The organism is Asticcacaulis currens (assembly GCF_028550395.1).
GTDB lineage: Bacteria > Pseudomonadota > Alphaproteobacteria > Caulobacterales > Caulobacteraceae > Asticcacaulis > Asticcacaulis currens.
The window spans coordinates 706,960-719,289 of the sequence record NZ_JAQQKW010000001.1 but is presented as its reverse complement, the minus strand read 5'-3'; the positions used below and the strand labels follow the sequence as shown (position 1 = coordinate 719,289).

At 60.1% G+C, this 12,330-nt stretch carries 14 protein-coding genes; 9 read left to right on the top strand and 5 right to left on the bottom strand.

The window, feature by feature from the left end; all coding sequences use genetic code 11:
• Positions 1 to 241: 241 nt before the first annotated feature.
• Positions 242 to 433, top strand: coding sequence for a hypothetical protein (locus tag PQU94_RS03105; protein ID WP_272740018.1), 192 nt, complete (start codon positions 242 to 244; stop codon positions 431 to 433).
• A 246-nt stretch (positions 434 to 679) separates the two neighbouring features.
• Here PQU94_RS03105 and PQU94_RS03100 read toward each other — a convergent pair whose 3' ends face one another.
• Positions 680 to 2,467: a bifunctional protein-serine/threonine kinase/phosphatase gene (locus PQU94_RS03100; protein WP_272740017.1), complete on the bottom strand. Its 1,788-nt coding sequence runs from the start codon at positions 2,465 to 2,467 to the stop codon at positions 680 to 682.
• 161 nt (positions 2,468 to 2,628) lie between these two features.
• Positions 2,629 to 3,027 carry a Co2+/Mg2+ efflux facilitator ApaG/CorD gene (gene apaG, locus PQU94_RS03095; RefSeq protein WP_272740016.1) on the bottom strand — a complete coding sequence of 133 codons (399 nt, stop codon included), beginning with the start codon at positions 3,025 to 3,027 and terminating at the stop codon, positions 2,629 to 2,631.
• Between the two features lie 105 nt (positions 3,028 to 3,132).
• Here apaG and PQU94_RS03090 point away from each other — a divergent pair, with 105 nt between their 5' ends.
• Both PQU94_RS03090 and PQU94_RS03085 read left to right on the top strand, forming a co-directional pair.
• A complete protein-coding gene (locus PQU94_RS03090) occupies positions 3,133 to 4,140 on the top strand; it encodes a 2'-deoxycytidine 5'-triphosphate deaminase (protein WP_272740015.1) in 1,008 nt (335 codons plus the stop codon).
• A 175-nt stretch (positions 4,141 to 4,315) separates the two neighbouring features.
• Positions 4,316 to 4,528 (top strand): YodC family protein, encoded by a 213-nt coding sequence (locus PQU94_RS03085; protein WP_013478040.1) that lies wholly within the window; start codon positions 4,316 to 4,318, stop codon positions 4,526 to 4,528.
• A gap of 39 nt (positions 4,529 to 4,567) precedes the next feature.
• Here PQU94_RS03085 and PQU94_RS03080 read toward each other — a convergent pair whose 3' ends face one another.
• Genes PQU94_RS03080 through PQU94_RS03070 form a run of 3 tightly spaced genes read right to left on the bottom strand, consistent with a single transcriptional unit; the run spans position 4,568 to position 7,597 of the window.
• Positions 4,568 to 5,518 (bottom strand): hypothetical protein, encoded by a 951-nt coding sequence (locus PQU94_RS03080; protein ID WP_272740014.1) that lies wholly within the window; start codon positions 5,516 to 5,518, stop codon positions 4,568 to 4,570.
• Positions 5,518 to 6,447, bottom strand: a complete 930-nt coding sequence (locus PQU94_RS03075) for a glycosyltransferase family 2 protein (protein ID WP_272740013.1) — start codon at positions 6,445 to 6,447, stop codon at positions 5,518 to 5,520. Before PQU94_RS03075 ends, PQU94_RS03080 begins: the two co-directional genes overlap by 1 nt.
• Before the next feature lie 4 nt (positions 6,448 to 6,451).
• The gene (locus tag PQU94_RS03070) at positions 6,452 to 7,597 is read right to left on the bottom strand and encodes a GNAT family N-acetyltransferase (protein ID WP_272740012.1); all 1,146 of its coding nucleotides are present in this window, start codon (positions 7,595 to 7,597) and stop codon (positions 6,452 to 6,454) included.
• Positions 7,598 to 7,883: 286 nt separating this feature from the next.
• On the opposite strand from PQU94_RS03070, the gene PQU94_RS03065 reads away from it, so the two are divergent.
• From PQU94_RS03065 to argF, 6 genes are all read left to right on the top strand, one after another.
• A complete protein-coding gene (locus tag PQU94_RS03065) occupies positions 7,884 to 8,321 on the top strand; it encodes a hypothetical protein (protein ID WP_272740011.1) in 438 nt (145 codons plus the stop codon).
• A 19-nt stretch (positions 8,322 to 8,340) separates the two neighbouring features.
• Positions 8,341 to 8,799, top strand: a complete 459-nt coding sequence (locus PQU94_RS03060) for a hypothetical protein (RefSeq protein WP_272740010.1) — start codon at positions 8,341 to 8,343, stop codon at positions 8,797 to 8,799.
• 15 nt (positions 8,800 to 8,814) lie between these two features.
• Positions 8,815 to 9,003: a helix-turn-helix transcriptional regulator gene (locus tag PQU94_RS03055; RefSeq protein ID WP_272740009.1), complete on the top strand. Its 189-nt coding sequence runs from the start codon at positions 8,815 to 8,817 to the stop codon at positions 9,001 to 9,003.
• A gap of 32 nt (positions 9,004 to 9,035) precedes the next feature.
• Entirely contained in the window at positions 9,036 to 9,953 is a 918-nt protein-coding gene (locus tag PQU94_RS03050) for a TraB/GumN family protein (RefSeq protein ID WP_272740008.1), read from the top strand.
• Positions 9,954 to 10,117: 164 nt separating this feature from the next.
• The gene (locus tag PQU94_RS03045) at positions 10,118 to 11,341 is read left to right on the top strand and encodes an aspartate aminotransferase family protein (RefSeq protein ID WP_272740007.1); all 1,224 of its coding nucleotides are present in this window, start codon (positions 10,118 to 10,120) and stop codon (positions 11,339 to 11,341) included.
• Positions 11,341 to 12,261, top strand: a complete 921-nt coding sequence (gene argF / locus PQU94_RS03040; RefSeq protein WP_272740006.1) for an ornithine carbamoyltransferase — start codon at positions 11,341 to 11,343, stop codon at positions 12,259 to 12,261. The genes PQU94_RS03045 and argF overlap by 1 nt, the downstream gene beginning before the upstream one ends.
• Positions 12,262 to 12,330: the final 69 nt, after the last annotated feature.

Genomic DNA, 12,330 nt, shown 5'->3' with positions numbered 1-12,330 from the left:
CGCCCCCATCGCCCCCCCCCCTCCCCGCCAGACCGGAAACCATCGCCCTCAGTGGTGAAGCGGAAGCTTTAGACGGCGACTTCCTGCGCTAGGAAAGTCTGAAGGTCCGCTTTGAAGGGGTCGATACCTTTGAATAGGATCAGTGTTGAGGGACTATTGCCCGCGGCGAAGCGGCCAGTCGTCAGCTTAAAAGGCTGGTAGCTGGGGCCGAGGTCGTTTGTGACCTACAGGGCAGAGAAGTATGGACGCATACTGGCCGATTGCGCCGTCGAAGGCCGTGTTCTGGGTGAGGCGCAGATGCAGGCGGGGCTGGCTCTGGCCTATCGCCGCTATTCTGATCTTTGTCGCTGCCGAAAAGACCTCCAAACGCACCCGCGCCGGAGCCTGGGCCAATGACTTCAAGCCCCCGCAGGATTTCCGGCACAGTCAATAATCTGACCCCGAATAGGAAATAGAGCCGTCAGAGCTGTGCTTTGCGGGGAAGAAAGCGGTCTCTGGGTGCCTTATGGTTTAGGCGCCACAGATTCAACATATGAGCTCAGCGCGCTGTCGCGGATATGATCGCGATGATTTGATGCTTGAAACATCTTAATCTGTGAAATCTGTGTAGTCTGTGGTTTGACCTAAAAAGCCAACGCTGCCTTTCGCGACACCTCTGCCCGCCTAAGGCCGAAGACAATTATTTCAACTCCGGGAACCCGTGCTCACGCAAAAAGGCCTTGGTTGTTTCGGCATCCGGTCCAGTGATCAAGCCCAGTTGCATGGCCCCAAGCAGGAGCACCAGCGCCGTCAAAACCGCCGTAGCGAACTGCCACGGGCGCGCAGGATGGAAGCGCGTCGCCTTGCGAATCGACACGGGATTAACACCGTACGACCCGGTTTCCAGCGTAAAGGCCATTTCAAACCCGTCCTGAAAGCGCTCGTCCGGATTGGGAGCCAGGGCCTGAAGGATGATACTTTCCAGCCAGCCCGGCGCATCGTGGCGTTTATGGGTCAGAAGGTCCGGGCGCTTCAGGTTCGGCTTGGTGAAGGGTTCGCTTTCGCCATAGGGGAAGGTGCCGCCGGTGAACATGCGATGCAGGGTGACCCCCAGTGCGAAGATGTCCGACCGCTCATCCCCCCACTGACCGTCGAACAACTCGGGGGCCATATAATTATTAGTGCCGGGGGGCAGCACGCCGGTCTTTTCGTCGAGCGCGGGCAGGCGCGCAAAGCCCAGATCGACCAGTTTCAGCCCGCCGTCCTTGAGCAGGATCACATTATCCGGCTTGACGTCACGATGGATGACGCCCGCCCGGTGCAGCGAGCCCAGCGCCTTGGCCAGTTTTGTGGCGATGTCGATGCCTTCGCTCAGTCCGATGGCAGGCTTGCGCGACAGGCGTTTTTCGAGCGTTTCGCCCTCATAGAAGGGTTGCGCCACATAGAGGCAGGTCTGGCGCTTAGGCGGCAGTTGCAGGACCGAGCCGATCCACATGTGCTGGACGCGGCTCGCCACCCAGGTCTCGCGCACAAAAGCCTGCCGGGCCAGGGTTTCGGCCCCCAGATTGTGCGGCTTGGGGAATTTGAGCACGACGGTCGAAAGCGGTCCGGTGGCCGACAGGTCGCGGGCCTTGAACACGCGGCTGTACATACCGTCGGCCAGCAGGGTTTCCAGCTTGAAATCGTCGATAATTGCGCCCATTTCCGGCGGATCACGCATGGGCAGGCGCGAAATGGCCGCGTCCAGGTCTTTAACGGTGGCGGGCGGCAGTTCGAAGATGTCTATGATCAGCACGGTGGCGTTGTCATCGCCGCCATTACTAATGGCCATATCGACCAGCTTTTGTGCCGTATCATCTGCCGACAGGCGTTCGGACAGGATGGCGTTGATCTGGGCTTCCGGCACCTTGGCGTGCATGCCGTCCGAGCACAGCAACAGACGGTCGTGCGGGAAGATGTCGTGTATGCGATAGTCGATGCGCACCACCTCTTCGAAGCCGATAGCGCGGGTGAGATAGGGCGAATCCTCGCCGCCTTCGGGCTTGTGATCTTGGGTCATCTGCCCCAGATAGCCCTCGCGCCAGCGATAGAGACGCGTGTCGCCGACGTGGAAGGAGTGCAAGCGGTTGCCCTTGATCACCACGCCGGTGAAGGCGCAACTCATGCCGCGGACGTTTTCATCCTTCTGTCCTTGCCGGTGGAGCCAATAGTTGATGCTTTCCAGCGCCCGCCCAGCGGTTTTTTGCGGTGACAGGGCCTCGGTCTGGCTGAGATAGTCGTCGATGAAAGAACGCACGCTCAGCTCGGCCGCGACACGACCGCCCCTGCGCCCGCCGACGCCATCCGCCAGTGCCGCCACCAGCCCGTGATGCGATCCGTCATCCGCCAGACACGAGGCCGCAAAGTCCTGATTGTCATCGCGCCGGCCGATATGGCTGGCAAAGCCGACTGCGGCCTTAAGGCGGGTGGCGGTAGGCAGGGTAGCCATGCAGTGTCCTGTGCTTAGGGCGCCCTTTGCTCCCGCTCACCTGCGGGCAGGCATGCCAGGCGTCCATGCTTCTGTGACAGAACGATAAAACGAAAGAACGCTGGAACGCAAAGCCAAAGCGCAGAACCGCGGCGGACAGCCCGTTGCTGTGATATTTAAACCTAATTCAGCGTCCGCTTAGACAGGGTGGCATCGAGCGAGAACAGGGGCACCTGTATGGCCAGCCACTCGCCCTCATCTGTCACGCACATATAATGCCCGCCCATGGTGCCGGAATCCGTATCGAGCGGGCAGCCTGAGGCGTAACTGTAGCTGTCGCCGGGGGCAATGCGCGGGGTTTCGCCCACCACGCCCTCGCCATCGACCGTCTGCACGCGACCCAGGGCATCGGTAATGCGCCAGTGGCGCGTTTTGAGCTGAACGGCGCGGCTGGACGCATTGGCGATGGTGATGTGATAGGTCCACAGCCATTTGTGGGCGCGGATGGCATCGTCATTACGGGGTACGAACTGCACGCGGACGCTGACAGTCACACCGTCGGTGGTTGCGGTATAGATCATGGACGCAAAATAGAGCGCTTCGCTTCCAGTGTCAGTTTTTCTTTGCGCATTGCGCATTCGCCGCTTAAATGCGCCTCCCCTGCTTTAAGAAAGTTGCGATTCCTGATGACCGTTTCCGGTATCCTGCCGCTGCAATCCATTCGTGAACTGGTTGATCAGAGCGCTATCATGAGCGCTTCCAAACTGGATGCCGATCAGATTCAGCCGGCGTCGATCGATCTGCGTCTGGGGGCGCGGGCCTGGCGTGTGCGCGCCTCCTATCTGCCGCGCGGCAAGCGGGTAATGGACCGCCTGCCCGACGTGATGATGCACGAGATGGACCTGACGCGCGGCGCGGTCTTTGAGTCGGGCTGCGTCTATATTGCCGAATTGCAGGAGTTTTTAAGCCTACCGGACGGGGTTTCGGCGCGCGCCAATCCCAAAAGCTCGACCGGTCGGGTCGATGTCTTCGTGCGCCTTTTGTCGGATTTCGGTGACCTGTTTGACGATGTGCGCGAAGGCTACAAGGGCCCTATCTATGTCGAGATCGCGCCGCAGACCTTTTCGGTGCTGGCGCGCACCGGCACGCGTCTGAACCAGTTGCGTCTCAAGACCGGCGAGGTACCCAAGCTCTATACGGCTGACTGTGGCGTGGACCTGATGACCGGCGATCTGGTCGGCTATCGCGCGCGCCGTCACGCCGGGATCATCGACCTCGATCACGTCGATGGCCACAATCCGCGCGACTTCTGGGAGCCGCTTTACCAGAACAAGGGACAGTTGCTGCTCGATCCGGGCGAATTCTACATCCTCGCGTCGCAAACCGATGTGGTCATTCCGGTGACCGAGGCTGCCGAAATGCTACCCATCGACCCCAGTGTCGGTGAATTCCGCGTCCACTATGCCGGTTTCTTCGATCCGGGCTTTGGCACCGAAGAGGCGGGCGGCATCGGTTCCAAAGGCGTGCTGGAAGTGCGCTGCCACGAGACGCCGTTCCTGCTGGAACACGGGCAGACCGTGGCGCGTCTGGTCTATGAGCCGCTGGTGGCCAAGCCGGAACAGCTCTATGGACAGGGCGGCTCGCATTATCAGAAACAGGGGTTGAAGCTCTCCAAACACTTCAAACCGTGGTAAAAGTCTTGAATTTGGCGATATAGGGCGTCGGCGTCGCTTGCCCGTATCTATATATGGGCGGCGCTAGCCTTCTGCCGTCTCATCCAAATTGAAGACTTTTACAGGCGGTGCGCGCGGCGTATCGCTTTTTTGTGCAGCGGCAGGCCTGATGGTCCTTCAGACTATGGAGGACAGTATGGGCTATATGATTGGCGATACGGTGCAGCTCAAATCCGGCGGCCCGGCGATGACCGTCAACAATGTCGATCTCGATAACTACGTCTATTGTGACTGGTTCGACGAACACGGAGACCGTCATTCAGACAAGTTCAAGGCCGACCTGCTGATTGTCGCCACGCCTGAAGCCGCACCGAACGAACCCACACCGGTGGCGTCGCCAAGCCTCTAATCCTTATACCTCCCTGCCTTTGGTGGAGAAGTATAGAGATCAGGCCGCTCGGTTTGACGGCATCGGGACTTCGACACCCTCATCGAAGTGCAGGACTTCGGGGCGGGTGTCATCCAGCGTAAAGCGCGGCTTGAGCGGCGACTTATTGCCATTATAGCCACCCGCCATCTTAACCAGACGCGCAAACACCACCTTGAACGGCTCCAGCCATCTGGGTGACGTCGCCAGAGTTGGTTTCAGGCCCAGCCAGCGCCGCAGGCAACCATTGGCGTAGATGACATTGGCGCGCCAGATGGCGGCCGGGGTCATGAACTCGATCGACAAGGACACGTTCACCGAGTCCTGATTAACGATGCGGTGCGGGGCGTTCTGTGTCCAGGTCAGCATCTGCCCAGGCACGAACTCGACTTTCATCGCCTCGGCATCCCATGCCGGATCGAACCGCAACTGTTCATCCGATTCGCGCAAGGCCACGCCTTCGAGATCATGATCGGAGACATAGGGGTCTTTGGGCGGATAGACATAGACGTGCTTGACGCCGCGTATCTGCCACAGGGTCACGAGCGGGATATCGAGGTGGTAGAAGACGTGGGCATTGGGCGAGGAGATCAGCAGGCCCAGATCTTCCTTCAGCGTGCGGACACCCGTCTGGGCGCGAATCTCGGCAAACATGGCCTCACAAAGGGCACCGATATCGGCATCCGAATGATTGACCTTGCGCAGGTTGAGCCATAACCGCCCGGCCTTCACGCCTTCCATAAGGGCCCGCCCGTCGTGCGCGCCGCGCCGGCCGAGGAACCACTGCCCCCAGTTGGTCGGGTCATAGCCCATGGTAAACACTTCCAGCTTATCGCGCGGATAGCGGTCGATAAGGGCGATCAGCGCTTCATCCGTAAACAGCGGGCTGTTGTGCAGGTTGTGGGTAAACTTGAGGTTTTCGCGGCCAAAGCCCGCCTTGTGCGCGGCGGCCCAGGTGAGAATGTCTTTCATCAGCGCCCTGCCGGATTGGGTTTCAATAAGGCCGTGCCGTAAAAGCCGATCTTGTGAAACCAGATGAGTTTGCCAAGGCCACGGGCGGCCTTGTCGAGGATACGCGCAGCGGCCTTTGAGCCCGCCGCATAAAGCACCAGCCCAGCCCCGCCAAACAGCAACGCTTGCACCAGCCCATTGAGCATCCAGTAGGCACAGGTCAGCGGCTTTTTCGGCGTGCCGGCCATGGCCGAGGTCGAAGGGCCCTGACCATAGGCAAAGGCGCGCGGGAGGGTATAGCGTAGCGTGGCGCGGCTTTCTGGCACGTCTTCCCACACAAAGGCATCGGAAGCCCACACCATGCGCGCACCCTCCTGTTTGAGAGCGTAGAACAGCTTGTCATCCTCACCTCCGCATGAGTTGCGGTTAGTGTCGAAGGGCTGCTCACCGCTCAGCAGGGCGCGGCGGATCAGCGAATTGCCACAGCCGTAATAGTCGGGGATCGGGCCGCTGTGGGCCGGTCCGAAGCGCGAAAAAAAGGCTTCGAAATAGGGCCGGAATTGGGGGGCTGCGGTTTTGAGCCGCGCCGTGACAGGGCCAAACACCACATCGGCGCCAAAGGCCTGTTGCGCGCTAAGCATCTTCGCTACCCAGTCGGACGGGGCTTCTTCATCGTCATCAAGGAAGAGGATAAAGGGATCGTGGGCGGCCTTTACCGCCGTATTGCGGGCATTGGCAACGCCGGGATTGGGTTCATGCAGATAGATCAGAGTCTGCCCCGCGCCGGGCGTCAGGCTCTCGACCATCGCACGGGCCGAGCCCTCCGGGGAATTATCGCAGACGATAATGTTCACCGCGACCTCAACGCCCGTCTGCGCAAAGACTGAGTGCAGCGCGGTCTTTAAAGCCTCCGGGCGGCGAAAGGTGGGTATGATCAGGCTGACCGGCATCTTACTAGCTCAACCGCTTGCGGGCATTGGCGAAGGCGTAGATCGTGCCGTTGACGCGCCCGCCGAGGTCGAGTTCGAGGCTGGCCAGATGGTCGAGGCGACGCCCCAAACGCCGCGTCAGATGCGACACGCCCAGCACCTTGCCGCCCCTGTCGATCAGGCGCGACAGGGATTCCGCCGTGCGGCCTTCGCCCGAAGCGGCGTAAAGGCGGCCATGATGAACAACCGAGTGGGTGTTGCAAAAGGCGTTCTTATAATGCTGCTGCCCGGTTGAGAGATCGTAATAGTTGACCCCCAGCTCACGCAGCGGCGACTGGCATCCCTGCAGGAAAATCTGCCCCGGCGAATAGGCGCTGTAGGCCGGGTCGAAGGCCGAGACCCACGGATGGACGCGATCACCCAGACGCGGACCGAAATGCCAGATGATCGGCTTTCCGCCCGCGGTGACGGTCGTCAGATGACCATAAAGCTCCATCTCGGTGTCGGCCGGGCGGGTAAACAGGTTGCGCATAAGGGCCTGCACCCACGGTGCCGACAGGAAGTCATGAATACCGGTCTGCGCCGTCTGGGCGCGTTTGATGGCCAGCATGGCCTCAAAGTGTTCAGGCGTGAAATCCGGCAGTTCAAAGCGCACCTCGCCATGTTCCTCTTCGAGGCGGCGGCGCAGGCGGTTGATGTTTTTCAGGTGCTTCTTATCGACATTATTGACCGTTTCGCCCGTCTCACCCTTTTTGGGGGTGAGGTCAATGCCGTAAGCATCTTCGGCCTCGCCCTCAAAACCGGCGAACGCGCCATAGGGGTCGATCAGGCCCGACACCTGAAAGGCGCGAATTCCGGCCAAAGCCAACATCTCACGCGCCGAAAACGCCGTGTCGGGGAAGCTGATCAGGGCCGTATAGTCGTTGAACGGCGCACCGACTGGCCTTGCAAACTGCCCCGGGCGGCGGTGATGGGGCAGGAAGGCGATGGCCTTACCTTCGCGGCGAAACACGGCCACCTTCACGTCATCGCGCACCTGCGCCACGGCGGCACAGAAGTCCCACGACAGGACAGGCGAGCCGAACGCAAAGGTCTGTTTCGCCATGTCACGCCAGGCCGCGATGTCGATTTCGCTAAGGTCGCGCGCAGAAATGAGATCGCAGGTCGTCATGCCGGTTCCGGGTAGGGCCTGTGGTGGCCCTTGTTTTTACAGGGTCTTCCTGACAGCAAAACCCTAAAGGGTCTGTATTTCAGGATAGTTACTTTTTTCAACGCTCTCAAACCTTAACGGGTTTTTTTGCGCGTGCGAAGCGGTGTTTGCAAAGGTCGGGCCATGGCAACCCCAGGCCTCACATCGGGACGGTCATGACAAGTTTCATATTCTTTTTGACAAGGACGCTTGACACGCTTCAAAAAGACAGTGTAAAGGATGCTTGTCTTTAAACGGGGAGATAAACGTGAAAAATCTGCGTTCCACCGCCAGATGGATGATGGGGGCCTTTGTCGCGATGACCCTCATCCTGGGGGGCATCATGGGATATGACATGGCCTCGGGTACGGGGCTCATTCGCAACAATCCCGGCGTGACCTACGCCATTGTCGGGTGCCTTTTGATCGCGACCATGGGCGTCAGCATATTGTGGTGGCTGTCGATAGATGAAGCGCAACGCGAGGCCCATAAGTGGGCATGGTACTGGGGCGGCTCTTTCGGGCTTCTTTTATCGGTTCTGGCCTTCGTCGTCGCGTTTGCCGGAGGTGACGAGTTGATGAGTGGCTACACGCACTTCATGGGCAGCGAGGGCCGTCTGCTGGCCCTCGGTATCATCACTGCGCAGGCCCCGGCTATGCTCGGTTATGGCATCGCCTGGGGTATCTGGTGGCTGCGGCATCGTTGATGTTTGAAGGGAAAATATCGTGTCCAAGGAAAAAAAGCTCTCGTTCGCCGGAACTCTGGCGCGTGTCATGGGGTTCAGTCTGATCGGCAGTCTGGCAGCGCTCACCTTGGTTATGGTGGTTATGCTGATCCAGCCTCAGAGCGACAAGACGCAGGTTTTGACCATTGCTGGGCTGATCTCCGGTGTACTGATTATGGGGGCCGCCATGTTGTACAGTATCCGCTGGTGGCGCGGCGTGGATGAGGCCGTCCGTCAGGCGCATAGCTGGGCCTGGTACTGGGGCGGTTCCTCCGGGTTGGCTTTCGTCGGTATATTTTACGTCGTTTCCGTTTTTACCCAAGGTGCCGCCCCGCAACGTCTGGTCGAGATATTAAACGTTGCCGGCCGCGAAGTCGAACTGGGTGTGGGAATTGCTACAATCCCCATGCTGCTCGGTTACGGCATCGCCTGGGGTATCTGGTGGCTGCGGCACCGGTAAACTCCAGATAAAGCCATGAAAAACCGTCTGAAAGTCCTGCGTGCGGAACACAACCTGTCTCAGGCCGAGCTGGCCCAGAGGCTCGATGTTTCGCGCCAGACCGTGAACGCCATCGAAACGGAGAAGTACGATCCCTCCCTGCCGCTGGCCTTCAAGATCGCCGACGTCTTCGCCCTTAAAATCGAAGACATCTTCCAACCTTAATCTATTTGTCTCACCTTCAAAGGGGGTATCCCATGATCAATCTGAAACACACCCGTCGTGCCTTGATGGCCGGCTTTGTCTGCGTCGCCGCCCTGCTGCCGCTGGGGGCGGCTCAGGCCAGAGAGGCTGCGCCCGCCCCGAAAATGTGGGTCATCAAGGACGCTGACTCCACCATCTATCTCTATGGCTCCTTCCACCTGCTGAAGGCCGACACCCAATGGAAGACGCCCGCTTTCGACAAGGTGTTCAATAGTGCCGACACCCTCTATCTGGAGGTTGCCAATCTTGACGATCAGGCGGCGGCGGCCGCTCTGGTGCAAAAATACGGCATCGACCCGACGGGCAGCCTTTTGAAACCCTACACGCCCGAAGAACAGAAGCTCATCCGCGACACCTATGCCAAGTACGGTCTCAATATCGACCAGTTGGTCATGCTGAAGCCGTGGCTGGCCAGCCTGATGCTGGTCATGAAGCAGATGCAGACCGAAGGCTTCGATCCGAACGCCGGGGTAGACAAGACCCTGCTGACGGCGGCGCGCGCCAAGAACCTTCCGGTCAAGGGCATGGAAACGCTGGAAGATCAGATGAAGGTCATCTCCAGCGATGTGTTCGGGGAAGAGTCGAAGGCGCTGCTCGATACGGTCAAGGAAGACGCCAACGTCAAGGCCACGTTCGAAAAGATGCTGACGGCATGGAAGACCGGAGACATCAAGGGCCTTGAGGCGCTGCTGGTCGATGAAATGAAGGTCAAGACGCCGAAGATGTACGAGTCGGTCATGGTCAACCGTAACCGCAACTGGGTTCAGCCGATCAAGGACGTGCTGGCCGGTTCCGGCACGCAACTGATCGTCGTCGGCGCCGGACACCTCGCCGGTCCGGACAGCGTGCAGGCCCTGCTGAAAAAAGAAGGCATCAAGGTCGAACTGTACGACTATCAGTCGGCGAAATAATAACTGATGATCTGGCCCCCGTGTGTTCACACACGGGGGTTCTTGTTGACATCAGGCCCGTTTTTATACACAAGGCGCGCCTAAGCCCCTTAAAGCTTAGAATTACCGATCCCCCTGGTCATTTACGACTTTGGGGATGCTTCTTTTTTAAGGGATTCACAAAGATGAACACCACGCCTGAGACTGCCCCCGACGATCACCTGTTCGGCGTTTACAACCGCGCCGCCATGGAGGTTGAACGCGGCGAAGGCGTGCGACTTTACGCCCGTGACGGGCGCGTGTTCATCGACCTGGTACAGGGCGTGGCGACCAATGGCCTCGGCCACTGCGCCCCGAAGCTGATCGAAGCGGTCAAGGCTCAGTCCGAAAAGTTGTGGCACGTGTCCAACATCTTCCGCATCCCGGACCAGCAGACGCTGGCGACCCGGCTGTGCGAAGATTCGTTTGCCGATCAGGTCTTCTTCACCAATTCGGGCACCGAGGCCGTCGAATGTGCGCTGAAGCTGGCGCGTAAATATCACGACGCCAAGGGACATCCTGAGCGCATCGACATCATTACCTTCACCGGGGCCTTCCACGGCCGTTCCTATGGCGCGGTCAATGCCGGGGGCAATGACGCCTATCTGGCCGGGTTCGGCCCGAAGCTGCCGGGCTATGTCCACCTGCCCTTCGGCGACCATGAGGCGCTGAAAGCCGCCGCGGCCGCCCCCACGGCAGCGGCCATTCTGGTCGAGCCGGTGCAGGGCGAAGGCGGCACCCGTCAGGTGCCGGAACAGTGCCTGCGGGGCTTACGTGATCTGTGCGATCAGTACGGCCTGCTTTTGATGTTTGACGAAATCCAGTGCGGCATGGGCCGTTCGGGCAAGCTGTGGGCGCACCAGTGGTCGGGCGTCGAACCCGATGTCATGATGACGGCCAAGGCGCTGGGAGGCGGCTTCCCCATCGGCGCCTGTCTGGCCACCAAAGAGGCGGCGTCTGGCATGGTCTTCGGCAGCCACGGCTCGACCTTCGGCGGCAATCCGCTGGCCATGGCGGTCGGTCTGGTCGCCTATAGCGAGCTGTCGAGCCCCGAAATGCTCGATCACGTCAATCAGGTGTCGGGCTTCCTGCGTCAGCAGCTTCAGGGCCTGAAGGCCGCCTATCCGGACGTGATCGACGAAATCCGCGGCAAGGGCCTGCTGATCGGCATCAAGGTCAGACCGTCCAACCGCGACGTGATGGGGCTGGCGCGCGACAACGGTCTGCTGATCGCCGGAGGGTCGGACAACTGCATCCGTCTGCTGCCCCCGCTCAACCTGACCATCGACGAAGCGCGTGAGGCGCTGGCCCTGTTCGAAAAGACCTGTCAGGCGGCGCGGGAGACCCTGCTCGTTGAGGAGAAGGCGTAATGGTGAAGCATTTTCTGGATATTTCCGACCTGAGTGCCGCGGAACTGCGCGCCATCCTCGATGACGCTCATGCGCGCAAGAAAGCGCGTCTGGGCTGGCCCAAGGGGCGCGTCGATGCCGATGCCCCGGCTCAGGACCGCGTACTGGCCATGATCTTCGAAAAGAACTCGACGCGCACGCGATTCTCGTTCGATGCGGCCATTCGGCAACTGGGCGGCGATGCCATCATCTCGACGGCGACCGACATGCAGCTCGGTCGCGGCGAGACCATCGAAGACACGGCCAAAGTCCTGTCGCGCATGGTCGATGCCATCATGATCCGTGCCAACCGCCATGAGGATGTCGAGCGTCTGGCGCGCGCCGCCAGCGTGCCGGTGATCAATGGCCTGACCAACAAGAGCCACCCGTGCCAGATCCTCGCCGATCTTCAGACGATCGAAGAACATCGCGGCGACATCAAGGGCAAGACCCTGGCCTGGGTCGGTGACGGCAACAATGTTTGCGCCTCGTTCATTCACGCGGCGGCGCGCTTCGACTTCACGCTGAATATCGCCTGCCCGGCCAAGTACAAACCGTCGAACGCCGACATGGTGTTTGCGGCGGAATCGCGCGCCCGTGTGACGGTGACGCAGGACCCGGAAGCCGCCGTGCGTGGCGCCGATGTCGTGATGGCCGATACCTGGGTGTCGATGGGCGACCTCGATCACGAGGAACGCCTTGAAGCCTTTGAACCCTATCAGGTCAATGAGGCGCTGATGAAGCTGGCCAAACCGGACGCCCTGTTCCTGCACTGCCTGCCTGCCCACCGCGGTGAAGAGGTGACGGACGGCGTTATCGACGGCCCGCAATCGCAGGTCTGGGACGAGGCGGAAAACCGCATCCACGCCCAGAAGGCCGTGCTGGCCTGGTGCTTCAGCTAGAGCGATATGTCGAAGCGCAACGGTTTTCGACAAAAATATTGTGATAACAAAAATTTAGAACGCAATCCG